Source organism: Microbulbifer thermotolerans (assembly GCF_900112305.1).
Lineage (GTDB): Bacteria > Pseudomonadota > Gammaproteobacteria > Pseudomonadales > Cellvibrionaceae > Microbulbifer > Microbulbifer thermotolerans.
In genome coordinates this window covers 183,993-210,914 of sequence record NZ_FOKT01000008.1, presented here as the reverse complement: position 1 = coordinate 210,914, position 26,922 = coordinate 183,993, and the positions used below count along the sequence as shown (strand labels likewise).

Annotated in this window: 27 protein-coding genes; 14 read left to right on the top strand and 13 right to left on the bottom strand. The window is 49.7% G+C overall.

Going from position 1 to position 26,922, the window contains the following annotated elements:
* On the bottom strand, nt 1-464 hold a 464-nt coding region (locus BM155_RS17610), incomplete at its 3' end, for a transposase (protein WP_437438173.1).
* Between the two features lie 473 nt (nt 465-937).
* On the opposite strand from BM155_RS17610, the gene BM155_RS14115 reads away from it, so the two are divergent.
* From BM155_RS14115 to BM155_RS17125, 3 genes are all read left to right on the top strand, one after another.
* A complete protein-coding gene (locus tag BM155_RS14115) occupies nt 938-1,396 on the top strand; it encodes a DUF2778 domain-containing protein (RefSeq protein ID WP_074903795.1) in 459 nt (152 codons plus the stop codon).
* Nucleotides 1,393-1,662, top strand: coding sequence for a hypothetical protein (locus BM155_RS17130; RefSeq protein ID WP_139223278.1), 270 nt, complete (start codon nt 1,393-1,395; stop codon nt 1,660-1,662). Before BM155_RS14115 ends, BM155_RS17130 begins: the two co-directional genes overlap by 4 nt.
* A gap of 279 nt (nt 1,663-1,941) precedes the next feature.
* Entirely contained in the window at nt 1,942-2,319 is a 378-nt protein-coding gene (locus tag BM155_RS17125; protein WP_139223277.1) for a hypothetical protein, read from the top strand.
* A gap of 612 nt (nt 2,320-2,931) precedes the next feature.
* Here BM155_RS17125 and BM155_RS17605 read toward each other — a convergent pair.
* Nucleotides 2,932-3,075 carry a hypothetical protein gene (locus BM155_RS17605; protein WP_254773201.1) on the bottom strand — a complete coding sequence of 48 codons (144 nt, stop codon included), beginning with the start codon at nt 3,073-3,075 and terminating at the stop codon, nt 2,932-2,934.
* A 6-nt stretch (nt 3,076-3,081) separates the two neighbouring features.
* Entirely contained in the window at nt 3,082-3,921 is an 840-nt protein-coding gene (locus BM155_RS14105; protein ID WP_254773200.1) for a transposase, read from the bottom strand.
* 383 nt (nt 3,922-4,304) lie between these two features.
* Here BM155_RS14105 and BM155_RS14100 point away from each other — a divergent pair, with 383 nt between their 5' ends.
* The gene (locus tag BM155_RS14100; protein ID WP_074903791.1) at nt 4,305-5,153 is read left to right on the top strand and encodes a hypothetical protein; all 849 of its coding nucleotides are present in this window, start codon (nt 4,305-4,307) and stop codon (nt 5,151-5,153) included.
* A 259-nt stretch (nt 5,154-5,412) separates the two neighbouring features.
* On the opposite strand, the gene BM155_RS14095 is transcribed toward BM155_RS14100, so the two are convergent.
* Nucleotides 5,413-6,396 (bottom strand): transposase, encoded by a 984-nt coding sequence (locus tag BM155_RS14095; protein ID WP_074903788.1) that lies wholly within the window; start codon nt 6,394-6,396, stop codon nt 5,413-5,415.
* Nucleotides 6,397-6,576: 180 nt separating this feature from the next.
* Here BM155_RS14095 and BM155_RS14090 point away from each other — a divergent pair, with 180 nt between their 5' ends.
* Nucleotides 6,577-7,116 (top strand): hypothetical protein, encoded by a 540-nt coding sequence (locus BM155_RS14090; RefSeq protein ID WP_067152778.1) that lies wholly within the window; start codon nt 6,577-6,579, stop codon nt 7,114-7,116.
* Between the two features lie 223 nt (nt 7,117-7,339).
* Here BM155_RS14090 and BM155_RS14085 read toward each other — a convergent pair whose 3' ends face one another.
* Nucleotides 7,340-7,990, bottom strand: coding sequence for a transposase (locus tag BM155_RS14085; RefSeq protein WP_175487807.1), 651 nt, complete (start codon nt 7,988-7,990; stop codon nt 7,340-7,342).
* Between the two features lie 262 nt (nt 7,991-8,252).
* Here BM155_RS14085 and BM155_RS14080 point away from each other — a divergent pair, with 262 nt between their 5' ends.
* Nucleotides 8,253-8,810: a hypothetical protein gene (locus BM155_RS14080; RefSeq protein ID WP_074903786.1), complete on the top strand. Its 558-nt coding sequence runs from the start codon at nt 8,253-8,255 to the stop codon at nt 8,808-8,810.
* 135 nt (nt 8,811-8,945) lie between these two features.
* On the opposite strand, the gene BM155_RS14075 is transcribed toward BM155_RS14080, so the two are convergent.
* A complete protein-coding gene (locus BM155_RS14075; RefSeq protein WP_217641541.1) occupies nt 8,946-10,061 on the bottom strand; it encodes a transposase in 1,116 nt (371 codons plus the stop codon).
* Nucleotides 10,062-10,255: 194 nt separating this feature from the next.
* Between BM155_RS14075 and BM155_RS14070 the strand changes: the two genes are divergently transcribed.
* Nucleotides 10,256-10,633: a hypothetical protein gene (locus tag BM155_RS14070; RefSeq protein WP_074903783.1), complete on the top strand. Its 378-nt coding sequence runs from the start codon at nt 10,256-10,258 to the stop codon at nt 10,631-10,633.
* 213 nt (nt 10,634-10,846) lie between these two features.
* Here the strand turns inward: BM155_RS14070 and BM155_RS14065 are convergent, their stop codons facing one another.
* A complete protein-coding gene (locus BM155_RS14065; protein ID WP_254773199.1) occupies nt 10,847-11,767 on the bottom strand; it encodes a transposase in 921 nt (306 codons plus the stop codon).
* Nucleotides 11,768-11,987: 220 nt separating this feature from the next.
* Here BM155_RS14065 and BM155_RS14060 point away from each other — a divergent pair, with 220 nt between their 5' ends.
* From BM155_RS14060 to BM155_RS14055, 3 genes are read left to right on the top strand one after another with little or no spacing between them, the layout of a single operon-like run.
* Complete coding sequence (locus BM155_RS14060) at nt 11,988-12,374, top strand: hypothetical protein (RefSeq protein WP_074903781.1); 387 nt, start codon at nt 11,988-11,990, stop codon at nt 12,372-12,374.
* Nucleotides 12,374-12,835: a hypothetical protein gene (locus BM155_RS17120; RefSeq protein ID WP_139223276.1), complete on the top strand. Its 462-nt coding sequence runs from the start codon at nt 12,374-12,376 to the stop codon at nt 12,833-12,835. The genes BM155_RS14060 and BM155_RS17120 overlap by 1 nt, the downstream gene beginning before the upstream one ends.
* A gap of 32 nt (nt 12,836-12,867) precedes the next feature.
* On the top strand, nt 12,868-13,236 hold the full coding sequence (locus tag BM155_RS14055) for a hypothetical protein (RefSeq protein ID WP_074903778.1): 369 nt from the start codon (nt 12,868-12,870) through the stop codon (nt 13,234-13,236).
* Here the strand turns inward: BM155_RS14055 and BM155_RS17600 are convergent.
* Entirely contained in the window at nt 13,233-13,505 is a 273-nt protein-coding gene (locus tag BM155_RS17600; protein ID WP_254773198.1) for a hypothetical protein, read from the bottom strand. The genes BM155_RS14055 and BM155_RS17600 overlap by 4 nt on opposite strands.
* Nucleotides 13,506-13,535: 30 nt before the next feature.
* Nucleotides 13,536-14,222: a transposase gene (locus BM155_RS14050; RefSeq protein WP_254773197.1), complete on the bottom strand. Its 687-nt coding sequence runs from the start codon at nt 14,220-14,222 to the stop codon at nt 13,536-13,538.
* Nucleotides 14,223-14,402: 180 nt separating this feature from the next.
* Here BM155_RS14050 and BM155_RS14045 point away from each other — a divergent pair, with 180 nt between their 5' ends.
* Together BM155_RS14045 and BM155_RS14040 are read left to right on the top strand one after the other, a co-directional pair.
* Nucleotides 14,403-14,960 carry a hypothetical protein gene (locus BM155_RS14045; protein WP_074903777.1) on the top strand — a complete coding sequence of 186 codons (558 nt, stop codon included), beginning with the start codon at nt 14,403-14,405 and terminating at the stop codon, nt 14,958-14,960.
* A 622-nt stretch (nt 14,961-15,582) separates the two neighbouring features.
* Complete coding sequence (locus tag BM155_RS14040; protein ID WP_217641539.1) at nt 15,583-15,966, top strand: DUF4260 domain-containing protein; 384 nt, start codon at nt 15,583-15,585, stop codon at nt 15,964-15,966.
* A 202-nt stretch (nt 15,967-16,168) separates the two neighbouring features.
* Here the strand turns inward: BM155_RS14040 and BM155_RS14035 are convergent, their stop codons facing one another.
* On the bottom strand, nt 16,169-21,184 hold the full coding sequence (locus BM155_RS14035; RefSeq protein ID WP_074903773.1) for a tetratricopeptide repeat protein: 5,016 nt from the start codon (nt 21,182-21,184) through the stop codon (nt 16,169-16,171).
* Between the two features lie 248 nt (nt 21,185-21,432).
* Nucleotides 21,433-21,924, bottom strand: coding sequence for a PH domain-containing protein (locus BM155_RS14030; protein WP_067152794.1), 492 nt, complete (start codon nt 21,922-21,924; stop codon nt 21,433-21,435).
* Between the two features lie 167 nt (nt 21,925-22,091).
* On the opposite strand from BM155_RS14030, the gene BM155_RS14025 reads away from it, so the two are divergent.
* Together BM155_RS14025 and gnd are read left to right on the top strand one after the other, a co-directional pair.
* Nucleotides 22,092-22,958, top strand: coding sequence for a patatin-like phospholipase family protein (locus BM155_RS14025; RefSeq protein WP_067152796.1), 867 nt, complete (start codon nt 22,092-22,094; stop codon nt 22,956-22,958).
* Nucleotides 22,959-23,279: 321 nt separating this feature from the next.
* Nucleotides 23,280-24,812, top strand: coding sequence for an NADP-dependent phosphogluconate dehydrogenase (gnd, locus tag BM155_RS14020; RefSeq protein ID WP_067157610.1), 1,533 nt, complete (start codon nt 23,280-23,282; stop codon nt 24,810-24,812).
* A 46-nt stretch (nt 24,813-24,858) separates the two neighbouring features.
* Here the strand turns inward: gnd and rdgC are convergent, their stop codons facing one another.
* On the bottom strand, nt 24,859-25,851 hold the full coding sequence (gene rdgC, locus BM155_RS14015) for a recombination-associated protein RdgC (RefSeq protein WP_067152798.1): 993 nt from the start codon (nt 25,849-25,851) through the stop codon (nt 24,859-24,861).
* A gap of 491 nt (nt 25,852-26,342) precedes the next feature.
* Entirely contained in the window at nt 26,343-26,663 is a 321-nt protein-coding gene (locus BM155_RS17825) for a YceK/YidQ family lipoprotein (RefSeq protein ID WP_074903769.1), read from the bottom strand.
* Nucleotides 26,664-26,922 lie beyond the last annotated feature (259 nt).

The following is a 26,922-nucleotide window of genomic DNA, read 5'->3' as shown; positions in this document are numbered from 1 at the left end:
TGTATGGAAGTGTGGTCCGAGGTTTCGGGCCTATCAGTCATTTTGGCCCGGATCGGGTTCAGATCCACATAGGCCATACAGGCCGCCAGGGCCCGCTCGTCGAGCAATGCCTGAGACTTGAATCTACCTTCCCAGAAACGACCGGTGCAGCCATCCTCCCGATTGGCTTGTCGGGCAATAGATTCATTGAGCATCCGCATAAACCAGCTGATATCCATCAGCCTTGCTCTCCATTCTGCGGCCACCTCCCTCAGCCGGGCCAGTTCTGCGCCGTTCAAGGCTTCGCTGCGAGCAAAACGTTGGGATAGAGGAGAGCCTTTACAGAGTTGATGCCAGCGGTCCACCACCTCGCGCAGCGTCCAGGCTTCAGCCTGTGCAGCATTGATATGCAATACCACGTGGTAGTGGTTGCTCATGATTGCATAGGCACAGATATCCAGCGCAAATACCTCGGCTAATTCCAACAGCCGATCTTCGATCCACTGCCTTCGGTGTTCGAAGCAGCGCCCGGAGCGCTCATCCCATCCGCATAGGAATGCACGGCGTACGCAGCGGGAGACGCAATGATAGTAGGGCGTCGCTTAGAGAGAGCTGGGAATTGCTCGGGCCTCCCATTTGGCTATTCATCCAGCTGTATAGATGAATAGTATTTTCTATGAGCTAAGAAGTGTTGCAATATACCCGGCGCCGAAAGCTTTATATTTTATGTGTGCCTATGAAATTTCCTATGAAATTGTGTTTTACTATGGGTGTCTATGCAATTGCGTTTTGAGTCGTAACGATTGTTTTTCATAGTTGGCACCATCGAGCCAATTATGGCTGAGGCTTGGCGTATAAGGGGACAGAGCATTCTGGTGCCAATTGTGCCTTGGGATATGGGGCGTGGGAGAATTGGTCCAGAGTTACGATATCAATGTTAGTATTTTAGGAGATAAAAGTGCTAAATTTTACATTTAAATTGAATGGCAAAGAAACCACTTACTTGGTTTCAGGTAAGACTAAGTATTTAGCCTACTCCGGTTTAGGCGCACACAAAAACAAACCAGAATTTGTATGCTTGCCAAATAAAGGGCCTATCCCAAAAGGAGAGTATTACATAGTTGATCGAGAATCTGGTGGAAAGCTTGGATGGCTACGAGATTATCTAAGTGGCAAAGATGAGTGGTTTGCCCTTTATGCTAATGACAAAAAAATTGATGATTACACTTTTTGCGAGGAAGTTAAGAGAGGAAACTTTCGGTTACATCCTGAGGGGCCATTGGGAATCAGCAAAGGATGTATAACTCTAACAAGCAAAGTGAAGTACGATGAGCTTAGAAAAAAACTGCTCAAGGCTAAAAAAACGATAATTCCTAACACAAATATTAAAACGTATGGGGTGGTTGTTGTATCATGAAAGCACTATATATTAAGGGAATAGCAATTTTCATAATCACAATAATTTTAGGTGTGTTCTGGTTAAGAAATCCTCAATTATTTCCTAAACCTCCAGAAGATATAGCGCTATTTATAATTAATTTTTTTGGCGCAGAAACACAAGAAAGTATCGCTAACATTGAATTAATATACGTGTTTTTTGTTGCAGCCATAATGTCCACTGTTATTGTAACATTAATACCATATAAAAAAATACTAACAAGTTTGTCAAAAAGACGCTCCTGATGTCGCGCATTTTACAAATGCGCTATGCGAGCTGTACAAACTATGAGTAGTTATCAGTGCTTTGACTGTTCTCGTGTTATTCCGGTAGTTGATGAACAATGTGAGAACTGCCTCCTTTGTGATAGCTCCAATGGGCAAATTATAAGTAATGAGAGGCTTGATGAAGCGTTGAATTCTGGAGAAATTTTTGAAATTGATCCAAAGACAGGAGGGCGTAGAAAAAATAAACGTTAATAGACTTCTACTATTGATTGCTCAAAAGATGGAAGGGAAATTCCAATGAAATATATTTATTTGATTTTGGCCTGTTTGTTCTTTTCAGGGTGTGCGCAAACTTCAGTCTTAATGTTGGAAACATCTGCTTATTATTCGCCAACGAGCAGCGTAGATATAATCGGTGAGCCCCCTAAGCGTCCATACAAGAAAATAGCAATGCTTGAATCAACAGGACCCGTAAATACACCAATGACAAAGCTACTTGAAAGCATGAGACAAAAGGCAATGACTATAGGCGCTGATGCAGTTATGCCTGTTCAAGATGCCAGCTACCAGCAACAACAGGGTGTAATATACAACCCTTGGCTTGGCGGCTATCAAACTACCGCAGGTGGCACTGTTCCTAAAATTAGAGGTATTGCGATCAAATACAGTGAGTAATCGCATAATCAAACGATGCAGGGACGGCCAACGAAAAAATAGGATGAATGAGAAAATATGACACCCATAAATTGAAAAAAATGGCTGGGAGGCTTCTTTATATTCAGTCCGCTGTCGCCAGAGTTTGCTGGAGGGTGTTCAAAATTTTGTGTCAGCCAAATAGTCTCACAGCCAAATAGTCTCACCATTAAAAAATGGACACCCACTAATTGAAAAATTGGTGGGAAATCTGCTCCATTCTTAGTTCACTATTGCCAGAGCTTGCTATACGGATAAGTAGACCCGGAGCCCTGTATGGAATTGCGTCAAACAGCTTTGTTGTGGCGAAGCAGTCCTTCGCAGAAACCCGCGATGGAATTTTTCAAAAGAAAGGCAAAACTTTAGGAAGTGATCGGTGGGGATAGGTAGTAGGGAACGGTGAACAAAATTGGACACCCACTAATTGAAAAATTGGTGGGAAAGCTGCTGCATATTCAGCCCACTATTGCCAGAGCTTGCTATACGGACAAGTAGACCCAACGTCCTGTGAGGAATTGCGCCAAACAGTTTTGTTGTGGAGTAGCAGTCCTTCGCAGAAGCCCGCGATGGCGTTTTTCCGTGACAGGAAAAATTTTAGGAAGTGATCGGCGGGGATAGGTAGCGCTCGCAGTCGCGGATACCGTGAGACCAGCGTTTGCCGAGCTGCTGACAGGCATTGCGCACCGAGTGTGCGGCGCCAAACAAGCACTTGAAGCGGCTTTCAAAGTTTCGGTTCAAGTAGATTCAGTGCCGTGGGTCGATCTGCAGTCGCTCGAGAATCGGCGGCAGTTGTTTGTCGATCGCGCCGCGCTTGTCTTCACGAAGGCAACGGCCACTCCAGTCCACCAGCTCCAGATAGTCCTGCAACTGAAACGGCAGTCCTACAGGCATGGGTTCTCGCGGATTACCAACCAAGGGAAAGAGCTGTTGTGGCTGCTTGCCATCCTGAGCTGCCCATATGCGCCGTTGTATGGAAGTGTGGTCTGAGGTTTCGGGCGTATCAGCCATTTTGGCCCGGATCGGGTTCAGATCTACATAGGCCATACAGACAGCCAGGGCCCGCTCGTCGAGCAAAGCCTGAGACTTGAATCGGCCCACCCAGAAACGACCAGTGCAGCCATCTTCCTGATTGGCTTGCTTGGCAATGGATTCATTGAGCATCCGCATAAACCAACTGATATCCATCAGCCGTTCGCGCCATTCTGCAGCTACTTCCTCCAGCCGGGCCAGTTCCGCAGCGTTCAAGGCTTCGTTGCGGGCAAAACGTTGGGAAAAAGGTGAACCTTTACAGAGTTGATGCCAGCGGTCTACTACCTCACGGAGCGTCCAGGCTTCAGCCTGTGCGGCATTGATATGCAGTACCACATGGTAGTGGTTGCTCATGACTGCATAAGCAAAGATATCCAATGCAAATACCCCAGCCAGCTCCAATAACCGATCTTCGATGCATTGCTTCCGGTACTCAAAACAGCGCCCGGTGCGCTCATCCCGGCCGCACAGGAATGCGCGACGCACACAGCGGGAGACGCAATGGTAGTAAGGGGTAGCTTCGAGAGAGATCAGGGATTTGCGCGGGAGTCCCATTTTGACTATCCATTCATATGTATGGATGAACAGTATTTTCTATGAGGTAGAGAATGTTGCAATATAGCTGGCGTTGAAAGCTTTTTGTTTTGTGGGTGTCCATGATTCGGCGAATTTAAGACATAATTGGATCGTTTGGCTTACAAAGCACTATAAATTGGATACTTTTAAGAGTCCTGTGCCTGATATTAGAAGGGAGGCCTATGAACAAGCAAAGAATGAATCCCAAGGCATAACAAAATTATTAACCTGACATTTTGGGCTACGCTTCGTTCTGTGCATTCGTTACGCTCATTATTGCACAGCACTACACTCCACCAAAATGCAGGTTATAACGGCGTTATGTTTTCTCTGCTAGCAGCGACAAGGGTAAGAGATTCTATATGAGCAGTAAATTTACATATCAATCAGATGATTATGGTCGACAGTCGCAAAGATTTGTGATCCCTTTGTATATCAAGGATGAATTAGAAAATTACGAATATTCATCCACAGCGACACTTGTCAGATATAAAGGCCATCATTTTATAATCTTTGCTGCACACGCATTAGACAGTGGGGTTGAATTTGAGAATGTCTACACTTTCGGTAGCGATGGAGATTTTCATCAGATTATGAGCTTTGCAATAGGCCATCAAGCATTCGAAGAAGAGGATATAGTTATAGTTGATTGCTTTAATAAAGTATTAGAAAATAAGAACTACTTTAATCTTGATATAAACAGCATGAATGGATTTGATAAAAAACGCTTTGCTTGGATTGGGTTTCCAGCAAGTAAGTCTAAATTAAAAAAAGTACATAAAAGCAGTTCTAAAGAATCTTTGAAAAATAAATTTGTATATATTGATGAGGGTGGAAGTTACTTTAAAAATGCTAAGTACTTCACGATAATTTCGAAAATAGTAACAAATAACAAAATTCAGATTTCTGGGATTTATAATAGAAAGGGTGTAAATTTGAGATACCAAGGTGATGTGAGCATGGGGCCGCATCCTCAAGGAATGAGTGGTGGTGCTATGTATTTTTTTTCAAATAACCGTACATTAAAAGATAGCCTTGATGACAGCTTTCGGTTTGCAGGTATAGGTATCGAATACAAAAAAGATAACTCGATTATTGGTGTTTCTAGGCCAAAAATAATTGAGCTAATAGAAAGGTTTGACAGCGAAAAACCCATGCAATTTAAACTTGTTTCAAATAGCCAATCCGAGGTAGAGGCTTCCGAAACATAACAAGCGACTGTGGTTCAAGCGCGAGGGTGTTCAAAATTCTGGAGCCCGATAACAAAAATGGACACCCATCAATTGAAAATTCCCATCAATTGAAAATTTGATGGGAAGGCTACTGCCTATTCAGTCTGCTGTTTCCAAAGCATGCTGTATGAGTAAATAGATCCAGTGTCCTGTGTGGAATTGCGCCAAACAGTTTTGTTGTGGCGCAGCATTCCTTCGCATAAGCCTGCGATGTTATTTTTCAAGGAAAGGTAAAACTTTAGGAGATGATCGGCGGAGATAGATAGCGCTCACAGTCGCGAATACCCTGCGCCCAGCGTTTGCCGAGCTGCTGGCAGGCATTGCGCACCGAGTGTGCGGCGCCAACCAAGCACTTGAAGTGGCTTTCAAAGTTTCGGTTTAGGTAGAGCCAGTGTCGTGGGTCGATCTGCAGCCGGTCGAGAATCGGCGGCAGTTGCTCGTCGATCGCGCCTCGCTTGTCTTCACGAAGGCAGCGGCCGCTCCAGTCCACCAGCTCCAGATAGTCCTGTAACTGAAACCCCACTGGCATGGACTCTCGCGGATTGCCAGCGAAGGGAAAGAGCCGCTGTGGCTGTTTGCCATCCTGAGCTTCTGATATACGCCGTTGTATGGAAGTGTGGTCTGAGGTTTCGGGCGTATCAGCCATTTTGGCCCGGATAGGGTTCAGATCCACATAGGCCATACAGGCCGCCAGAGCTCGCTCGTCGAGCAAGGCCTGAGACTTAAATCGGCCTTCCCAGAAACGACCGGTGCAACCATCCTCTTGATTGGCTTGTCGGGCAATAGATTCATTGAGCATCCTCATAATCCAGCTGATATCCATCAGCCGTGCCCGCCATTCTTTGACTACCTCCTCCAGCCGGGCCAGTTCCGCAGCGTTCAAGGTTTCGTTATGGGCATAACGTTGGGAGAGCGGAGAGCCTTTACAGAGTTGATGCCAGCGGTCCACCACCTCACGGAGCGTCCAGGCTTCAGCCTGTGCGGCATTGATATGAAATACCACGTGGTAGTGGTTGCTCATGACTGCATAGGCACAGATATTCAGCGCAAATACCTCAGCCAGCTCCAACAGCCGATCTTCGATCCACTGCCTTCGGTGTTCGAAGCAGTGCCCGGTGCACTCATCCCGGCCGCACAGGAATGCGCGACGCACGCAGCGGGAGACGCAATGATAGTGGGGCGTGGCTTCAAGAGAGATCGGGGATTTGCGCGGGAGTCCCATTTTGGCTATCCATTCATATGTATGGATAAACAGTATTTTCTATGAGGTAGAGAATGTTGCAATATAGCTAGCGTTGAAAGCTTTTTGTTTTGTGGGTGTCCATGATTCGAAAGGTCTGGGGCACCTTGTTTTAGATGTTTTTCTATATGTTGTGGGTGGCAACGTAAGAGGAAAGGATTAGTGTATATCAGTGAAAAAGTAGAGTTTGGATTTATTCTGTTGGTACTAGTTTTTTGTGGCCTTTCATCCTGCAAGACAGCAAAAATTATTAAGTACGAGCATGAGCAGTCAGCAGAGTTTTATAAGAACTTTGAGTTTGGAGATAGTGCCCTCAACGCTTTCAAAGTTGATGATATTTTACTTGTCGTTGATATAAATAAGGTAACCCACACTAGCTATTTGGTTTGGCTAGGCTTATATTCAGATAAAGCCGGAAAATCTATAAATATTGAGCGTGCTATGGTTATTGGTGATGGTTGGGAAAAGAGCCAAAACTTTAACCGAGAATTGGTTTTAGATGCCTATGTCGATGATCATGAATTGTTCAGGTTTGATAAAGGTTTGAAGCTTTTTGAAGTGGATGAGGGTGACTTGAAGTCGGTTGTAAGTACAGGTGGGGAGTTGTCTTTAACTGTTTTTTATGATGTTGGTGGTGGCACTGAAAGTATAACTTTCATTCTCAAACAAAAAGTTGAGAAGCAGACTGTCTTTTCAACTTAAGAGAACAAAGCTGGACACCCACTAATTGTGAGAAAAAATTGGACATCCACTAATTGAAAAATTGGTGGGAAATCTGCTGCATATTCAGTCCACTATTGCCAGAGCTTGCTATACGGACAACTAGACCCGGAGTCCTGTATGGAATTGCGCCAAACAGCTTTGTTGTGGCGCAGCAAATCTTCGCATAAGCCCGCGATGTTATTTTTCAAGGAAAGGAAAAACTTTAGGAAGTGATCGGCGGAGATAGATATCGCTCGCAGTCGTGAATACCCTGCGCCCAACGTTTGCCGAGCTGCTGACAGGCATTGCGTACCGAGTGTGCGGCGCCAACCAAGGAAGTGAAGCGGCTTTCTAAGTTACGGCTCAGGTAGAGCCAGTGTCGTGGGTCGATCTGCAGCCGTTCGAGAATCGGCGGCAGTTGTTCGTCGATGGTGCCGCGCTTGTTTTCACGAAGGCAGCGGCCGCTCCAGTCCACCAGCTCCAGATAGTCCTGTAACTGAAACGGCAGTCCTACAGGCATGGACTCTCGCGGATTGCTAGCGAAGGGAAAGAGCCGCTGTGGCTGTTTGCCATCCTGAGCTGCCGAAATACGCCGTTGTATGGAAGTGTGATCTGAGGTTTCGGGTGTATCAGCCATCTTGGCCCGGATTGGATTCAAATCCACATAGGCCATACAGGCGGCCAGGGCCCGCTCGTCGAGCAGTGCCTGGGATTTGAATCTACCTTCCCAAAAGCGACCGGTGCAGCCATCTTCCTGATTAGCTTGTCGGGCAATGGACTCATTGAGCATCCGCATAAACCAGCTGATATCCATCAGCCGTTCCCGCCATTCTGTGGCTACTTCCTCCAGCCGGACCAGTTCCTTAGGGTTCAAAGCTTCGTTGCGGGTAAAACGTTGGGAAAGTGGAGAGCCCTTACAGAGCTGATGCCAGCGGTCCAATGATAATAGGGTGTAGTTTAAAGAGAGATCAGAGATTTGCGCGGGCGTCCCATTTGGTCCATTTGTGTGGCTGTATGGATGAACAGTGTTTTCTATAAGGTAGAAAATGTTGCAATATGGTTGGCGTTGAAAGCTTTTTATTTTGTGGGTGTCCATTATTCTTGTACGCGTATCAAGGTCTGCTGGAGTTGATTAAATGAGTATGTGGTCTTGGGGTTTTTCTGTCATTTCTTTATTTATTGCTGAGAATGTTATGGCGGTTGAAGATTTGTTTGAGAAAAATGCAGAGCTTGGGGTTGGTGTTGACTGTCAGAATTTGGAAGTTATTTATAAGCTTAAGAATAAAGGTAGAGGGTATCTTGGTTTTTCTAGATCGGAATTAAACTTAGAGCTCCATATGCCACACATCTTTCTGATTGTGGAAGAGGGTAAGCGTGCATCAGAAGCTTTACGATACAAGGGAAAGGTATCAGTTGAAGTGAAATCTCAAGAGAGATTAAAGTCCTCCTATCTGCTTTACCCCGAAGAGAGCGTGTATATTAGGAATTCGTTGTCGAAATATTATGATGTACAAGTGGGTAAGAATTATTCTATAGAAACGTCAATAAGCTTTAGTCTTCCTGCAGAGAATGCGATTGTTGGCACAATGTTAAGGTTTTCGCTTGACTGCGGTTCTCCAGGCGTTTCTTTAAAGTGGGTTGAATATGAGCTTTTTGATGGCTGGTATATGGATAAAGAAAGGCGCGTAGATTAGTAGAGGGGTAAACCCAAAGAAAAACTGGCAAAAAAACAAAACTGGACGCCAACAAAAAAATGACTGGCAAAAAAACTGGACACCCATTAATTGAAAAATTGGTGGGAAAGCTACTGTATATTCAGTCCACTATTGCTATAGCTTGCTATTCGAGTAAGTAGAGCTGATTTTCCGTGTGGAATTGCGCCAAACAGTTTTATTGGGGGGCAGCAGCCCTTCGCAGAAGCCCGCAGTGGTGCTTTTCAGGCAAAGGCAAAACTTTAGGAAGTGATCGGGGGGGGAGAGATATCGCTCGCAGTCGCAGATTCCGTGGGCGCAACGTTTTTCGAGCTGTTCGCAGGCAGGGCGCACTGAATGGGTGGCACCAACCAGAGACTTGAAGCGGCTTTCAAAGTTTCGGTTCAGGTAGAGCCAGTACCGAGGGTTGATCTGCAGCCGTTCTAGAATTGGTGGTAGCTGTTCGTCGATCGCGCCGCGCTTGTCTTCACGCAGGCAACGGCCGCTCCAGTCCACCAACTCCAGATAGTCCTGTAACTGAAACGGCAGTCCTATTGGCATCGGTTCTCGTGAGTTACCAGCGAAGGGAAAGAGCCGCTGAGGCTGTTTGCCATCCCGAGCTGCCGCAATACGCCGCTGTATGGAAGTGTGGTCTGAGGTTTCGGGCGTATCAGCCATTTTGGCCCGGATAGGGTTCAGATCTACATAGGCCATACAGGCCGCCAGAGCTCGCTCGTCGAGCAGTGCCTGGGATTTGAATCTACCTTCCCAAAAGCGACTGGTACAGCCATCCTCCCGATTGGCTTGTTGGGCAATAGATTCATTGAGCATCCGCATAAACCAGCTGATATCCATCAGCCTTGCTCTCCATTCTGTGGCCACCTCCCTCAGCCGGGCCAGTTCTGCGCCGTTCAAGGCTTCGTTGCGAGTAAAACGTTGGGATAGGGGAGAGCCTTTACAGAGTTGATGCCAGCGATCCACCACCTCGCTTAGCGTCCAGGATTCAGCCTCTCCAATATTGATATGCAGTACCACATGATAATGGTTGCTCATTACTGCATAAGCACAGATATCCAGCGCAGATACCCCGACCAATTCCAACAACCGATCTTCGATCCACTGCCTTCGGTGTTCGAAGCAGCGCCCGGTGCGCTCATCCCGGCCACATAGAAAAGCGCGACGCACGCAGCGGGAGACGCAATGATAGTAGGGCGTGGCTTCAAGAGAGATCGGGGATTTGCGCGGGAGTCCCATTTTGGCTATCCATTCATATGTATGGATAAACAGTATTTTCTATAAGGTAGAGAATGTTGCAATATGGCTGGGGTTGAAGGCTTTTTGTTTTATGGGTGTCCATGACTCGATGGAATCTTGCCTGCATATCAGGCGAGTAATGGCAATGGGTTGGTAGATTTACCGCTTACTGTGTCTGGGGAGATCAAGGTTATATGGAAAAAATAACAATAGGGATATTATGCGTTTGTTTGGCAGGCGCTGGTTCAACTCATATTTTTGACAATATATATTTTGGCTTATTTCCCTATCAATTCGCCCCAAAATGGATAAATGTATATTGGTCGTTATTAGGTTTATTGGATTTTTTTAGTGTATTTTTGCTTCTAAAGTACCGCAATTTAGGTTTGTTGTTTGTGTTAATAATTATGGTTAGCAATGTTGGTATTAACTCTTTTTCTCTATATTCTTTGAAGGTAATTAGTTCCAGTATTCCATTACAAGCACAAACGTTTTTTTTGGGGGTTGTTATTGGCGTCACACCGTGGCTCTGGAAAAGCAAAAACCAGGGAAGTTTTAAGCATGTCATATAGCAAAAGCCAAATTGGAAATTGGATGGAAACTGGATATCCACCAATGGAAAAATTGTTGGGAAGTCTGCTGCATATTCAGTCTGCTGTTGCCAGAGCCTGCTATACGGACAAGTAGAGCCGACGTCCTGTGTGGAATTGCGCAAAACGTTTTGTTGTGGCGCAGCAGTCCTTCGCATAAGCCCGCGATGTTATTTTTCAAGGAAAGTAAAAACTTTAGGAAGTGATCGGCGGAGATAGATAGCGCTCACAGTCACGAATACCCTGCGCCCAACGTTTGCCGAGCTGCTGACAGGCATTGCGTACCGAGTGTGCGGCGCCAACCAAGGAAGTGAAGCGGCTTTCTAAGTTACGGCTCAGGTAGAGCCAGTGTCGCGGGTCGATCTGCAGCCGCTCGAGGATCGGCGGCAGTTGTTCATTGATAGCGCCTCGCTTGTCTTCATGCAGGCAGCGACCGCTCCAGTCCACCAGCTCCAGATAGTCCTGTAACTGAAAAGGCAGTCCTATTGGCATAGGTTTTCGTGGGTTACCAACGAAGGGGAAGAGCTGCTGTGGTTGTATGCCATCCTGAGCCGCCGAAATGCGCCGTTGTATGGAAGTGTGGTCTGCGGTTTCGGGCGTATCAGCTATTTTGGCCCGGATGGGGTTCAGATCCACATAGGCCATATAGGCCGCCAGAGCCCGCTCGTCGAGCAGTGCTTGGGATTTGAATCTACCTTCCCAAAAGCGACCAGTGCAGCCATCCTCCCGATTGGCTTGTCGGGCAATAGATTCATTGAGCATCCGCATAAACCAACTGATATCCATCAGCCGCGCACGCCATTCTGTGGCCACCTCCCTCAGCCGGGCCAGTTCTGCGCCGTTCAAGGCTTCGTTGCGAGCAAAACGTTGGGATAGGGGAGAGCCTTTACAGAGTTGATGCCAGCGGTCCACCACCTCCCGTAACGTCCAGCCTTTAGCGTGTGCTGCATTGATATGCAATACCACATGGTAGTGGTTGCTCATGACTGCATAAGCACAGATATCCAGCGCAGATACCCCGACCAATTCCAACAACCGATCTTCGATCCACTGCCTTCGGTGTTCGAAGCAGCGCCCGGTGCGCTCATCCCGGCCACATAGAAAAGCGCGACGCACGCAGCGGGAGACGCAATGATAATGGGGTGTAGTTTCAAGAGATCAGAGATTTGCGCGGGTGTCCCATTTTTGCTATCCATTCATATGTATGGATAAACAGTATTTTCTATGAGGTAGAGAATGTTGCAATATGGCTGGCGTTGAAAGCTTTTTGTTTTGTGGGTGTCCATGTCCATGTCCATGTCCATGGTGACAAATTCATTCAGAAACTGGTGTTGTAATGAGTGGTGCGGCGCAAGACAAGTATATGGAGATAACGAATATGCGCTTGTATGAGAACGGATCTCTTAGTTCGCAAGATTATGTTTCGGCGGCTGGACAAGCTGGAGTCCATGCATTGAAAAGACATGCCGAGTTGGTTGTCAAGTATGGTGGAGAGAAAAATTTGGCGAGAGAGCAAACGTTGCAGGGAGATAGGTTTCCTGACAAACCAAGGAGTATGTTCTCCGTGACAACAGATATCAATCGCGCACGATACTTTGCTCGTGGAGGAGCGGTGTTTTCGGCCAGAGTTAACAAAAACAAATTGATAGAAACTCCGGTGAAAAGTAGTACTGAGCAAGAATATTTTATCCGAGCCCAAATTCAAATGGAGAGAATTGAATAATGGTTGATTATCAGTTAACTAATTTGCGTCGGCTCGTAGTTGATGGTGAGGATTTTTTTATTCTTGATCCCATAGCAGTTGAGAGGGTTTTATTGGAGGGGGCATCTATTGATGGGGCTTTACTCTTTTCTGAATCTCTTGCTGGTGTGGCTTGGGAAATTGTTAAAAAATATCCTGATCTTGATCTAGGTTTTCATCGTGGTTTGTTTTCTCGGAATAAATGGTGGGCTTGTGTCTTGTTTAACTCTGAAGAGAAAGGCCATCATCGAGTAAATCTTCAGAATGAAGTTTGCAGTAATTGTGGCTGGCAAGGGGTTATTGGTAACCCATTACAGTTTGAAATATATGCAGGTTCTGAAGATAGGGAAAAGGCTTTTGAGCGTGCAAAACAATTAAATCCGGTTAATTGTCCGAACTGTTCAGAGCCATTCCAAGTATTTGCAGTATGGGTTGGCGAGTAGATCTAACGAAAAAGGATGGAGAGGATTGAGTGATGGATAACTTGAACTCTGCTTCCTTACATTCAATCGTTGTAGATGAGGAAGAGATTTATGTTCTTTCAAATGATGAGTCTATAGCGGTTTTGGAAGGGGCTGATATAGGTGGAGTACCTCTTTCAGAAGTTGGCATTCCGCAGTTTTGGTGGAAAATAATTTCTGGCTCCGATCACAAAATTGGACACCCATTAATTGAAAATTTGATGGAAAGGCTCTGCATATTCAGTCCGCTGTTGCCAAGGCGTGCTATTTGGCTAAGTGGGCTCAGAGTCCTGTGTGTAATTGCGCCAAACAGTTTTGTTGTGGTGCAGCAGTCCTTCGCAGAAGCCCGCGATGTTATTTTTCAAGGAAAGGCAAAATTTTAGGAAGTGATCGGAGGAGATAGATATCGCTCGCAGTCGTGAGTACCCTGTGCCCAGCGTTTGCCGAGCTGCTGGCAGGCATTGCGCACCGAGTGTGCGGCGCCAACCAAGCACTTGAAGCGGCTTTCAAAGTTTCGGTTCAAGTAGAGCCAGTGTCGTGGGTCGATCTGCAACCGATCGAGAACCGGCGGCAGTTGCTCGTCGATCGCGCCTCGCTTGTCTTCACGAAGGCAACGGCCGCTCCAGTCCACCAACTCCAGATAGTCCTGCAACTGATACGGCAGTCCTATTGGTATAGGTTCTCAGGGGTTACTAGCGAAGGGAAAGAGCCGCTGAGGCTGTTTGCCATCCCGAGCTGCCGCAATACGCCGCTGTATGGAAGTGTGGTCTGAGGTTTCGGGCCTATCAGTCATTTTGGCCCGGATCGGGTTCAGATCCACATAGGCCATACAGGCCGCCAAGGCCCGCTCGTCGAGCAATGCCTGAGACTTGAATCTACCTTCCCAGAAACGACCGGTGCAGCCATCCTCCCGATTGGCTTGTCGGGCAATGGATTCATTGAGCATCCGCATAAACCAACTGATATCCATTAGCCTTGCTCTCCATTCTGCGGCCACCTCCCTCAGCCGGGCCAGTTCTGCGCCGTTCAAGGCTTCGTTGCGAGCAAAACGTTGGGATAGAGGAGAGCCTTTACAGAGTTGATGCCAGCGGTCCACCACCTCGCGCAGCGTCCAGGCTTCAGCCTGTGCAGCATTGATATGCAATACCACATGGTAGTGGTTGCTCATGACTGCATAAGTACAGATATCCAGCGCAAATATCTCGGCCAACTCCGACAGCCGATCTTCGATCCACTGCCTTCGGTGCTCAAAACAGCGACCGGTGCGCTCATCCCGGCCGCACAGGAATGCACGGCGCACGCAGCGGGAGACGCAATGATAATAGGGCATGGCTTCAAGAGAGATCGGAGATTTGCGCGGGCGTCCCATTTTGTCTACCCATTCATATGTATGGATGAACAGTGTTTTCTATGAGCTAGAGAATTTTGCAATATGACTGGCGTCGAAAACTTTTTATTTTATGGGTGTCCATGATTCGTTTCTCCGGTTAGAGTACGGGGCATGAGCAGTTACAGAATTTAATTTATAGTCTCCGCGAAGAGGGGAAATATGAAAAATTACTTCCTTTTTACCAGGAAGCAACGTTCTTCAGCATTGTTGCTTATTTTCAATGCTGGCGTGGCGCTTCTTCTATATTTGGCCGCACACAAGTATCTCCCTGATTTGACGAGCGATAAAGCTGCGTTAATACAACTTCTTGATGTTCTTGATATCGCCATTTGGGTTGTTGAAGTTATTTTGCTTGGGTTGGCGCTATGGTTTGGGATTGAAAATAAGCAGGTTAGGGTTTGTGTTACACCAACCACTTTGTCTTATTTTGACCCTACCTTCACTGATGTGAGCTGGGAGGTCGACATTTGCGATATTGCGGAATTAAAGCAAGTAAGTGATACAAGGCAAGAGTTTTTTTCAAACTTGATAGTGCTCAAAAATGGAGAGCAGAAGCAGCTAATGTACGGAAATTATCGCGGGTTTGATCGGCGAGCTTTTTTTGACGCACTTGTGTTGGCCAATCCGAACATCATTGTTCCAGAAAGTATATATAGCTACAAAATACAAAGACCGTCATGGGCTAAACGCATTCGGAAAAAGTTAGGATTAGATTAGCCATCACTGAAGAATACAGGAATGCAAGCGGCGGTGCTTCAAATGCTAGCGAAAATATTTAGTACGCTCACTTCCGTTCATTTCATGCTATGGCATTAAAAATCGTCAAAAACTTCGTCATTGCGGCTGTCATGGTGACATTTTTATGTTTCCCCTGTTTAACCAAGTGTCGATAGGTTCTGCCAGATTGCTGGGTTACGCTGGACTGCACTAAGTGTCGCCATATGCAGTGCAGGAATTTCATGGGCTCCCATGGGGTTGTAAATAGCCCCCTCTGGGGGGGTTCTCATATCACCCGCTCTGCAGGTGATTGCTGATTGGAGATTTCCTTATGGATTGTTGTTTTGAGGTGCAATCATTTTGCACTGAAGGTAGGGTCATGTAAAACAATGTTTTTCTTTTCTGGTGACGGATGGATTTATATCCGTAGGTATTTATAAACGATTATAGTGTTCTGCGGCTTTGCTCTTGACTGTGGTGGCGATCTAACAGCATTGCACGCTGATTGCGCTCCCACGCTTGTTTTTTGTGTGTTGCTATGCTTCGGTTTGCACAAAAACGATTTTCGTGATATGCGTGGAAGGGTAAGACGCTTTTCAGTTAGTCCATTGGAGGAATGATTTTGGGAAATGTTGTTGGTGCTGTAAGGTGGACGTTAAGAGCTGAGGGGGCTGCGCTGTTTATTGCTGCCCTCTGCCTTTATGCGAATTTTGAATTTAGCTGGTTGACTTTTGCTATTCTATTTCTTATTCCGGATCTCTCATTTTTGGGTTACCTTATAAATAACAAGGTTGGCGCTATTGCTTACAATTGTGCTCATAGCTTGGTGGGGGCAATCCTGATTTTAGGTTTGGGTTTTTTCAATGAGGTGCAATTGCTTCAGTTGCTTGGGCTGATATGGCTTGCCCATATTGGTTTCGATAGACTGTTGGGGTATGGATTAAAGTATCAGCGCGGTTTTGGTTATACGCATTTAGGGCTTATTGGTAAAGCAAAAAATATATAACCGACACGCTGTACCAGATAAGTGCAGAGATTGTTGTGTTTCTTCACGTGATCGGGGCGGTGGGTTGCTAGCTGTGGTTTTGTGAGGCGGTGTTCCTCTGTGCTTATTCAGTGCCCCCGTCTTCTACTTAGCTTGTCGTATGCAATCTGGCGGGCAGGCCCAGGTGTTAAAATTTAACACCTGGGCCATTCGACGCTCGTAATCAGAAGTGGTTTGATAAGCGGCAATACCAAAAGAACTTCTTCAATCCAGTTACGCGGAGGGTGCCTTTGATCAGTGAGCGCACCTGGCGTTTCAGTTGCTGTGCGGACCTCGCGTGAGGGATTTTCTGGTAGTGGCGCTGTGCTTCACGCAGCAGGGGGCTTACTTTGTTGAAGCGGCTGATAAAGCCTCCGTTGTGTATTGCCATGATGGCCCGGCAGAGGGCTAGAGCGTAGTGTGCCAAGGGGTCCAGTTTGTCTAAGTAAATTTCTGATATTTCCGATACCATTTCGTTCGTTACGCGTTTATTCGTAAGTATCCTGTCGAGGATATGCAGGCAGACGATATCTCCGCGATAGTTGTCTTTCGGCAGTTGATAGGCTGCCTCGAGAATCTCTACGCCAGATTGGTAGTCACCACACTCGCGATGGCTCAGGCTGACAAAGTAGACCATCCAGGCTTCGAGATTGTCTTGGCTCTGCCAGGTGGAATACCAATGTCTCATTTTGAACCACTTGAGTTTCTGGCCCCATAGTAATCCGTAGGTGCCCCAGTTGGGGGTATTTGAGGCAATCAGTGTTTCCAGGATTGGGGTAAAGCGGCGTGAAGGTAATACCTCATGATGTCTCAGCAGGTCCAGGTAGTATTCCAGGGCGCGTTGGGTGAAGGCGTCAGCGTGTTTGAGTTTCAGGAATTGCTTTTCGAACTTTTTGAAACTCATGTGCGATAATTGGTATATCGCCAGGCAATAGCCCGAGTAGGGATGCACGTTGTGATCCTGGCTTCGCAGCGCCTCGATTTTTTGGCTGGCTGCTGCCTGCAGTTCGCAGTCTGTTATGACCTGCCAGGCGGTCTGCATCACCCAATCGTTAGTTTGTTCGTGAACCAGCAGTTGCGACCATGTTTCCAGGAGTGCTGCTTCACCGCGCTCTTCGGCAGCTAAGATTTGCAGTTCACGGGTCAGAACGAAGGCGTCTTCACTGTAGGCCTTAATCAGATCTAACACTTCGCGAGCGCGGGACCAGTCTTTGGTTTCAATCAGCAGGTCAAGGTAGGTGAGGCCGTTGTACTGATTGGATGGCTCCAGGGCGAAGGCCCGTTCCAGTAATGGCAGGATTTCCGCGCTATCTTGCTCCAGGCGCTGCAGCCCTTCGGCGACGAAGGTGAGTACTGAGGCGTCGTTTGGATAGAGCGATTGGCAATGGCTAAGCGCTTCAAGGGCCAGGTTTTTTTCATGGCTATCCATCGCCCAGTTGGCGAGCAGCCGCCAGGCATCGTAGAGGTGGGGCGCCTCTCTGGCGACTTCCCGGATTTGTTCGATGGCCTGGGCGGTCTTGCACTGCTGTTTAGTCAGCCAGGCGCTGCGCAGGCGGATCTCGATTGGGACGGCACCCTTCCAGTAATCTGCTGTACAGTATTGAATCGCTCGCTCAAACTGTCCGGTTTCACCGAGTGCCTGGATTAGGCGGCAGGCGATATCAATATTTTGCGGTTGCACCTTGGCAAAGGCTGCCAGGACTTCGGCTTTCTCATGCAGGTCTTGGCGAAACTCTGCGTCTATCTCTGCCAGCAGGGCACTGTTGGGATAGGTTTGTCGCGCTGTGGCAATGTGCTTTTCGGCTGTTTCTCTTTGACCGAGCTCCTGAGACCACTGGCAGAGTTTGTGCCAGGCCCACCCGTAGGCGGGGTCCAGCTCAACACTTTTGGCTACGGTGTCGAGAGCTCGCTGAGTTTCTCCCTGTTTCCAAAGCAAGTCTGCCAGGTAACCATGAGGGATGGCATCGCAGGGAACTCTCTGGATGGCGGTTTCCAGCAAGGCTATGGCATCGTTGTATTTCCCTTGATATTCAAGCAGGTCTGCCAGTTGGTTGTAGGCTGTTGGCCAATTGGGGGCGAGTTGCAGTGTGTGTCGCAGTTGCTTTTCCGCTCCGCTTAGATTCCCCTGCAAGTGCAATATTTCGGCCAGCTTCAGGTGTAATTGGGGCACTAGAGGAAAGCGTTCTATGGCGGTAGCCAGTGTTTCCTCTGCCTGTTCTAGGTTGCCCTGAATCTGATAGCCGTTGGCCTGCGCCAGCCAGGACTGCCAGAGGTCAGGGCACTGTTGTAGAATCTGGTGCAGGGAGTCGAGCAGATCTTCTGCTGGGAGTAAGTCACTGGCGATCTTCTGGTAGGCGAGCACTCCGTCACCAAAAGTCACTGCAGATGTTAGCATCATTTGAAGGAAGGCGAGCAGCTCCTTTTTGTGCTCCTGGCTGTGAGCGCATTGCAGTAGTGGCTCAAAGGCCATGGTGCAGTCGGGAGACCGATAGATAGCCCGCTGGAGCACGTTAAAGGCCTGTTCTTTTTCCTGGCGCTGGAGATGCACTCGGCCCAACTGTGCCCATGCGTTGCTGTCCGTGCGGGAGATGCGGGTGGCCTCCAACGCATAGTTGAGTGCATCGTCCAAGCGACCGCGCTGCAAACAGATGTCCGCCAGTTTGAGATAGGCCCAGTTGTCATCCGGGTGGCTTTCAATCAATAGCTGACAGTAATTTTCTATCTGATCTATATCTTGGGTGGCCAGCCAGTTCAGGCGCATGCGCTGAAGCTGGTAATTGCCGGGAAATTCCGCGATTTTATTGTTCAGGAAGGTAATGGCTTGCTCATAGTGGCCCAATTCAATATATAGACGAGTTAAAGAATTGCAGGCTTCATAATTGAGCGGTTCACTGCTGAGAATATTTTGCCACAGATCGATAGCCTCACGGCGTTGTAGGCGGTGGGCGCAGATTTCAGCCGCTACCTCTAGGTATCGGTTGGTTTTTGTATGGGGTTTGGCTTTTTCGGCAATTCGCTCTGCTTCATCAGTGCGGTTCAGGTGCAGCAGGCGGCGTGCAGTAAATAGCATTAACTCTCCGTCATCGGGACGCAATGTCATGCCGTGGTAAAGAGTTTGCAGCCCCTCCTCTGTCCGCTCCAGTGCGTCGAGCGCTTGGAATAGGGAAATTGCGGGGCCGGGGGACTTTTTGCCAAATCGCTCGAAGCGGTCACGCAAGAATTCAATGGCTCTGTCGGGGCATTGGCGGTAGCGTTCTGCTCTGAAGTAACTGCTTGCGTAGTGCTCATTGGTTTCTTCGAGGCAGGCGACAAAGCGGTAAATGGCACTGCCGATTTCATACTCGATAGCGTCACAGGTCTGACAGGCATACTGGTAAAGTGTTTGTGGGTGCAGAGGGTTTTGCCGCAGTAGCTCTGACAGCATCTTGTCCACACGCTCTCTGTTTCGGTGGTCAATTCGCAGGCTGTCGGTGAGCCGGCTGCGGATTAAGAAATGGGCTTTCCCGCTTTCTTCCAGCGACTCCATATATTGCAGGGATTTTTGCACCGCGTTTATGCGCGAGAGTGTTTCGATTTTTCCCAGCTGCAGGTTGACGTCTTGGGGAAATTGTTCGAGCAGTTGCTCAGTGACTTGCAGGATTGCGTTGTCGTCTTGGCTGTAATAGGCGAGTTCCAGTTGTGCGTGTAGCGTCAGCCGGTGGTGAGGAGCCCGCGCGCGCATGCGTTCAGCGGTGGCCTGTGCGGCGGAGTAGCGGTGCTGTCTCAGTTCGTGTTGCAGCAGATAGGTCTCGTTATACAGGGCGGATGCACGCAGCTCCATATCGTCTAGCAGGTGTGCTTTTGCTGTTGGCACAACTGCGGTACAGCGCGGACCGCTGGAAGCGTAGTAGCGCTCGCTCTCTTCGATCAATATTTCCTGCAGGCGTGGGTGCGATGGGTCGCGCAGCAGGTAGGTGCCCATGGTGTGGTCGTAGCCGGCGATGACCTGGAGATGTGCGCTGCCCGGCTCTACAGTGCTGAGTAATACAGGGATGTCGCGGTCTATCAGCTGCTTGATCTGGGGAAAGTTGAGCTCAAACTCCTCCAGATGCCAGCCCTGTTCGATAAGCCAGGTGCGCTGATCGTAGTTGCTGGTGCCGTGGTAGCAGATGGCTTCGGCAATTTCATCCTGGTCAGCGGCGTGTCCCCAGTACTGCAATACGGTTGCTATGCTGGCGGGAGCGCAGGTCATATGGCGCTGCTGTATATAGGGCAGCGATAGAATCTTGCGTTGATCGTCTTCTTTCCGTTGGCGGATGGCGTCGGAAACCCGGTTTTGGTAGAAGCCTTTTTGCTCCAGGTAGGGGAGGGCTGCGTCATAGTCGCCGCGTGCGCAGTAAAAGTCCGCCCAGAGATTGTCTTGTTCTCGGCGTAGGTATTTCGGGCAGCCCCTTGCCATGAGCTTTTCCATTTTTTTCAGGCTGTCGTGGGCTGTTTGGAATTGGTGTAGTTCTATGGCGATTTGGCACAGGAGTCGCCCCATTAACAGAGACTGGCTGTTAGCCCAGTGGCGTTCGAGCAGTTCCAGGGCCTGTTGGCTTTGGTCGTTGCGCTGCAGGAGAATGGCATAGGTATGGATTGCGTCGAGATAGTCGGGCTCTGCGTCGCAAATCTGTTTGCACAGTTCCAGCGCCGCTTCGTGCTGATCGGCCTCCTGTAGCCGGTGAACCCGGCGGAGTTTTATCCAGAGCCCTGAGTCGAGTTTTTCGGCCTTTTCCAGGTAGAGGTCTGCGTTGACGAAGTCCCGGAATCTGGAATAGATGTCGGCCTTGATGCACATTAAATAGGCGCGGTCTGCACCCTCGGGAAATCCGTCGGGCGCTCCGCTAAACTCATGTGACTCATATATTTCCCAGGCGCGCAGTGGTCCTTTGCGTGTCAATAAGGCCTGCAGATAGTAGGGAAAGATGAATGGATCACGACCGTATCTTCTCCAAGTGCGGAAAATGATGGCATCTGCTGAACGGTGTAATCCCAAATGGCTTAGTGCTTTGATGGCGAGAATGCGCAGTTTTGTGTGCTGCCATTTCTCCATAGGGCCGTGGTCTTCTTCTGCACGGGCGAGTGCATCCAAATAGCGACCGCGTCTACAAAGTTCTAAGTAGTGGTTAATCTGATCTTTTAGTGGCGCAGAGGTTACTAAGTAGTCTTTTACTTCCATTTGTACTTCTATTTTTTAAACTGCCAGCTGGAGTGATTGATCCGCGTGAGCGCGTAGAGGGTTCGGGAGGGCGAAATCTCTTTGACATCTGAGAGCGAATTAATCAGAAGTCCCCCAATCTATAGGTATTTGGGGTGATATTCGTCGTAGTATTTCACAGAGCATGGATATTGGGGATCTGCCTGCACGCTTTCGGCAGCTTTTTGTGGTCGGGGGTAGGTTGTGGATCACTGGCGCTAACGTGGAAGTCAGGTAGGCGTGATCTCGGCAACAAACTGTTCTGGCTTGTCCGGTGTAATTACCAGGGTGCGCTGGGGAAAGCGCAGCACAACCGATTTGCTCAGGTCGGTAGCGAAGGCACGGTAGCGGCCCAGGCGTCTATTGTGGAACAGGCCGATGTAGCCAAAGAGTCCGCCGTTGCCGAAGATGCGGGTCGAGCCGTGCGTAGCTTGTGGATCTGATTTCACTTCGCTCAGACCCTGCAGAGAAATACGGGTTTTCCAGCCGGGCCGCAGTATAAACAGATTGGTGCCTTCGATGCGGTAGCCGCGAATAGCGAATAGGGCGCTAAGTAAAAGAGTGGCCGGCGGCAACCCTATTGCGACGTTATACAGTGTGGATTGCGCTTGAGGTGCCTTGCTGAGCAGCAGTATAGGGATAGCGAGCAGCAGGCTGGCAGTAATTGTCGTGATCCATTTTAGTTGTCGGCTCCAGGGCGCGCGGAATTGTGTCGGAGTCATTGGTCATCAATCGTGAGTTTGCCAATGGGAGGAATCATAACCCTGTTGTAGTGTTGCTGCCAAAGTGTTGTGTGCTGCTATTTGAACGGAAAGGTCAGTCAATTTGGTCGGAAAATATTCCCGGGTTAATTTTACAATGACCTTAAGGGCAACTATGAGGTTTGTATATGGATATGCCGGTTTCGAGGGAAGGGCAGCCGTCAGCTCTGGTAGTGGAGGGCGGTGCTATGCGCGGTATCTTCGCGGCGGGCGTTCTGGATACTTTTATCGAAGCGGACTATCTGCCATTCGACTTTGCTATTGGTGTTTCCGCAGGCTCGACCAACCTGATTGGTTATTTGGCGGGGGATCATGGCCGCAGCCGCCGGATTCTTCTGGATCATGCCCGCCGGACAGATTTTATCAATTGGCGACGCTACCTGAGAGGTGGGCATTTTTGTGATGTTAGCTGGTTGTGGCACGCTTCTTACGATGAAGTGCCGCTCAATGTCCGTCGCTATCTCGACAACAATGTACCTCTCTATGCGGTGACAACCAGTATTGTGACTGGAGAGGCCTGCTATTTGCGGGTGACCGAGGAAAATATGCATGAGGTCTTTCCCGCTTCTTGCGCTATTCCGCTTTTTTACCGCGACTTTCCGCGAGTGAATGGTGAGCCGATGACCGACGGGGGGCTGGCGGATTCTATCCCTGTGATCCGGGCCTACGAGCAGGGTGCGCGGGATATCGCTGTAGTGCTGTCGCGCCCCTTGGGGTATCGCAAAAGGGTGAGCCCGGCCCCGAAATTCATTCAGCAATTTTTCCATGGCCACGCGCGTCTGTTTGAAGCAGTACTCGGGCGAGCGGAGCGCTACAACCGCGCCTTGGAATTTATCCAGTCGCCACCAGCCGATTGCCGTATCCGTGTGATTGCTCCGCCGGCACACTTTCCCGTAGGGCGCTTTACCCGGGAGGCGGAGTTGTTGGAGCAAGGATATCTGTTTGGCAGGGAGGCGGGAATGGCGCACCTCCGCGGCAGGGGTATTGCAGTTTAAGTCATCGGCTGCAATTGCATATAGATAAATTGCTGCTATAGCCGCCTTTTTTGGAGGCAAGTAGCGTCCGTTTGCTAGCTATCGGAATATTCTTCTGATTTCTGCTGTGTTCATCCCATTGCCTGAGTGCCCTGGAAGCTAATCGCGGCGCTTATGGGGATTGAGCAAGGCTTCATTGGCGCAACAGAATCGCTTATCGGGAGTCCCTGCAGCCTGTCCGGGCAGCCGCAGTGGTGGCCGCTTTCACTCTCCCACCCCGGCTTTCCTATTGCTATACTCCGCGCCTTTTGGCGCCAGCAGCGCGTGTTTTCGGAGAATTCCATGTCTGATTCCCTGAGTGACTCTCTTTGTGATATCGGCTTTATCGGCGCCGGGGTGATGGGTAAAAACCTGATATTGAACCTGGCCGATAATGGTTACCGCGTGTGTGCGTTTGATCTGGACCAGAGCCGACTCAATGCGTTGCTGGATCAGCATATCCGAGAGCGCGGTGATTTGCCGCCCTTGGTGCAGACGTGCAATTCCTACACTGAATTGCTGGCCAAGGTGAAAGCACCACATTTGATCATTCTCTCTGTCCCCGCCGGTGCACCGGTGGACGATGTTTGCAACAAGCTGCTGGATGCCGGGTTGAAGGCGGACGATATCGTGGTAGATACGGGCAATAGCCTGTGGAGCGATTCGGTGGAGCGTTGTAAGCGCTACGAGGGGCGGCTGATTTTCTTTACCACCGCGGTTTCGGGTGGGGAGATGGGAGCCCGCTTTGGGCCGTCTTTGATGCCGAGCGGCGATCCCTACGCCTGGAGCCGTATAGAACCGGTTTGGCACGCCATTGCCGCCAAGGTGGATCCGGCCACGGGCCAGCCGATAGAGCGTTCTGTACCGGGTAAACCGGTAAAAGAAGGGGAGCCCTGTGCGGCCTATATCGGCCCCATAGGTTCCGGCCATTATGTGAAGATGGTGCATAACGGTATCGAGTATGCCGATATGCAAATGATTTGCGAGGCTTACCACGTGATGCGCAGCGCGCTGGGCATGGCGCCGGCGGATATCGCTCAGGTGCTGCGGGAGTGGAATAAAGGGCCGCTCAACAGTTACCTGATTAACATCAGTGCAGAGGTATTGGCCACCAAGGATGGAGAGACGGGGCAGCCGCTGGTGGATGTGATCCTCGACCGCGCGGGCCAGAAGGGCACCGGCTTGTGGACTGCGGTCAGCAGTTTGGAAGTGGGCTGCCCGGCGCCCAGTATCGCCGAGGCGGTTTTCGCCCGCGCGCTGTCTACCCGCAAGGTGCTGCGCACGCGGGCATCCAAAAAGCTGCAGGGGCCGGAGCTGGAGGCGGTCGGGCCGGCCCGGCGTGCCGAGGTAATTGCGCAGCTGCACGATGCTCTCTACTGCGCCAAGATTTGTGTTTACGCGCAGGGATTCGACCTGATGAAGTTGGCGGCACGGGAGCAGGGTTGGCAGCTGAATTTTGCTGAAATTGCACGTATCTGGCGTGCTGGCTGCATTATCCGCGCGGCTTTCTTGCAGTCGATCAGTGACGCCTATGAGCGCGATGTGAAGCTGTCCAACTTGCTGTTGGACGATTTCTTTGCCGGGCAGATTGCCGAGCGTCAGGGAAGTTGGCGCCGGGCGGTGGCGGATGCGACTCTAAATGGGATTCCGGTGCCGGCCCTGTCTTCGGCGCTGAGCTATTACGATGCCTTCCGCACCGAGTCCCTGCCCGCCAATTTGCTGCAGGGGCAGCGGGATTTCTTTGGGGCCCACACCTTCTCGCGGGTAGATCGCCCGGAGCAGGAGAAATACCACGTGCAGTGGAGCCGGCCGGAGCGGCCGGTGGTGACAGTGTGAACCCTGTCGCTCCGCCGCAGGGGCCTGTATCCGGCGGTGGGGCTGACTAGAAGGCCACTTCCTCGACTTCCGCCGCATGCCGCTCGGCCTCGGCGCGTGCGGCGCGCACCATGACTTCTTCGACACTGACGGATTCGGTATTTGCACCGCCGAAGGCGGCGAGCAGATCTTTGAGTAGGGCGGAGATTTCCAGTGTCATTACCGAAAAGTCCGCGTCGAAGCGTTGGGCCGCATTCTCCGAATCAATGCTGTCTGCCTTTTCGAGCAGCGCATCGCTGAATTTCAGCTTTTTGATCGCCAGCTGGTCGTCGACGATAAACTCGACACCCCCGCGCCAGACGAGCCCCAGTTTGTGAACCTGCAGTCCCGCCACTAGGTGATTGTGGATTTCCTCTGCGCAGAGATCCTGGTTTTTGCAGCGAATCACGCTGCCGCTGTCCTTGGGATCGCGCAGTTCTGTTTCGTGACCGAATTCGAACTGGGCCGGTGCCTCAGGTGCGGTTAACCAGTGGGTCATGGTTTGCTGGGGCAGGTTTTTGGCTGCCAGTGGCACCACTGCGAGGCTACTGATGGCCTCGCGCAGGTTTTCCAGCAGCTCTTCGGCAGCCGAGGCTGAGGCGGCATCGATCACGACCCAGCCGTCTTTCGGCGCGATATAGGCGTATTGCAGGCGCGATTTGGCAAAGGCTTTGGGGCGCATTTCCAGCAGCACTTCGTCTTTTAGGTTCTGCCGTTCTTTGCGCCCCACCTGGCGCGCCTCTTTGTCTGAGATAGCCTGAGCTAGCTCTTCCACTTTCTCGTTTACCACGGCAGCCGGGATCACTTTCTCTTGTTTTTTGGCACACACCATCAGGTAACCGTTGGCCGCGTGCACCAGTTGGTTGCCGTGGCGCCCCAGGGGTGGAACCCAGCCGTAACGGGCCGCGTCCTGGCTGCCGCAGGGCACGAACGCGTGCGGTTCCAGCAGTTCGTTCAATTTTTCTGCGGTAAGGGAGAATGCTTTGGTGAGGCGGTAGACGCGGAGATTCTTAAACCACATAGATCGGCCGTTGATTCTGTTGTTCGAAGCAGGCGGCAATTATGCGGAAGGCGAGCGATAACATCCAGGTGCTCTGTCTTGAATTGCTGTTGTTCAGCCGGTTGCTCAGATCTGCGGCGAAAGTTCCGAATTCCGAGAGCAGGGTAATTGCTTCTCCTTCGGCCAGCGCTCAGATGCTGCGCGCATCGCCCGGCACTAGTGACAGATATGAAGTGGCTACCCGCTTCCACCTGACCGAGGGCAAGAGAGGAAGTGGTGACCTGATAGGGTTCCGGGCTCGCGTCCTCAAGGGGGATCTGTGCTGGTGTAGGAAAAGTGGAGCAGGTCGATTTCTCGGGGCCGAAAGCCTGTGCCCGTACTTCCTGCTGGGTATTGTTCTGGCTGTTCGGAGTTGCGCTCAGGTAGAGGGTTCGGAAGTGTCCGTTCCGTCACCTGAGCGGTATTTCCGGGTCTGAAGAATTAGTGCCGGGAGGCGAATAACTCAAGATTTTTTAGTATGTATCAACGACCAAATTGCCGTTCTTGCTTTGATCATAAATTGTATAGGGTAATACAATAGTGTCTGTCGCCGCGGATGCGACACTATCGAACAGATAGAAACCAAGTTCCCATGCGTAATAGATTGAATTGCTGTTGGAGTGCATCTTGCAGAGGTTGTAGGACACTCCACTGTAAACTCTTGGAATGGATTCGCAACTCGAATTTTTTCTTTTGAGATTTGCTGAAATCTGGTGGTCGGATTTGGTTAAAGTGCTAACAGTGCCGCAGGCTGTAAGTGCTGTACAGATGAGTAGTATCCAAATCAGTCTCATTATTGTTCATCCTTTAATTTGTGCAGACTTAAGGAACTTCTGATTAATTCGCGTGGACGCTTTGGTTAGTTCCGTGGGGCTCAGGCAATAGGATGGCCATTTCGAAAACGCACGAGTAATTCCCTGTAGCTCCGACGGATACATCCCTGTATCCGTCGGTTTCGAAATGGCCATCCTGTCACCTGAGCTTCTCATCTAGCTCCAAAGAATTTTTACCGTCAGGAAGCGAATTAATCAGAGATTCCTTAATTTATTAAAG

Bases quoted from the DNA above. Each gene is read 5' to 3' on its own strand.
- BM155_RS14060 (WP_074903781.1), top strand. From the start codon at position 11,988: ATGAGTGGTGCGGCGCAAGACAAGTATATGGAGATAACGAATATGCGC.
- BM155_RS17130 (WP_139223278.1), top strand. From the start codon at position 1,393: ATGAAAGCACTATATATTAAGGGAATAGCAATTTTCATAATCACAATA.
- BM155_RS14070 (WP_074903783.1), top strand. From the start codon at position 10,256: ATGGAAAAAATAACAATAGGGATATTATGCGTTTGTTTGGCAGGCGCT.
- BM155_RS14075 (WP_217641541.1), bottom strand. From the start codon at position 10,061: ATGGGACTCCCGCGCAAATCCCCGATCTCTCTTGAAGCCACGCCCTAC.
- BM155_RS14030 (WP_067152794.1), bottom strand. From the start codon at position 21,924: ATGACTCCGACACAATTCCGCGCGCCCTGGAGCCGACAACTAAAATGG.
- BM155_RS14045 (WP_074903777.1), top strand. From the start codon at position 14,403: ATGAAAAATTACTTCCTTTTTACCAGGAAGCAACGTTCTTCAGCATTG.
- BM155_RS14095 (WP_074903788.1), bottom strand. From the start codon at position 6,396: ATGGGACTCCCGCGCAAATCCCCGATCTCTCTTGAAGCCACGCCCCAC.
- BM155_RS17825 (WP_074903769.1), bottom strand. From the start codon at position 26,663: ATGAGACTGATTTGGATACTACTCATCTGTACAGCACTTACAGCCTGC.
- rdgC (WP_067152798.1), bottom strand. From the start codon at position 25,851: ATGTGGTTTAAGAATCTCCGCGTCTACCGCCTCACCAAAGCATTCTCC.
- gnd (WP_067157610.1), top strand. From the start codon at position 23,280: ATGTCTGATTCCCTGAGTGACTCTCTTTGTGATATCGGCTTTATCGGC.
- BM155_RS14055 (WP_074903778.1), top strand. From the start codon at position 12,868: ATGGATAACTTGAACTCTGCTTCCTTACATTCAATCGTTGTAGATGAG.
- BM155_RS14025 (WP_067152796.1), top strand. From the start codon at position 22,092: ATGGATATGCCGGTTTCGAGGGAAGGGCAGCCGTCAGCTCTGGTAGTG.
- BM155_RS17125 (WP_139223277.1), top strand. From the start codon at position 1,942: ATGAAATATATTTATTTGATTTTGGCCTGTTTGTTCTTTTCAGGGTGT.
- BM155_RS14080 (WP_074903786.1), top strand. From the start codon at position 8,253: ATGAGTATGTGGTCTTGGGGTTTTTCTGTCATTTCTTTATTTATTGCT.
- BM155_RS14050 (WP_254773197.1), bottom strand. From the start codon at position 14,222: ATGGGACGCCCGCGCAAATCTCCGATCTCTCTTGAAGCCATGCCCTAT.
- BM155_RS14035 (WP_074903773.1), bottom strand. From the start codon at position 21,184: ATGGAAGTAAAAGACTACTTAGTAACCTCTGCGCCACTAAAAGATCAG.
- BM155_RS17120 (WP_139223276.1), top strand. From the start codon at position 12,374: ATGGTTGATTATCAGTTAACTAATTTGCGTCGGCTCGTAGTTGATGGT.
- BM155_RS14105 (WP_254773200.1), bottom strand. From the start codon at position 3,921: ATGGGACTCCCGCGCAAATCCCTGATCTCTCTCGAAGCTACCCCTTAC.
- BM155_RS14100 (WP_074903791.1), top strand. From the start codon at position 4,305: ATGAGCAGTAAATTTACATATCAATCAGATGATTATGGTCGACAGTCG.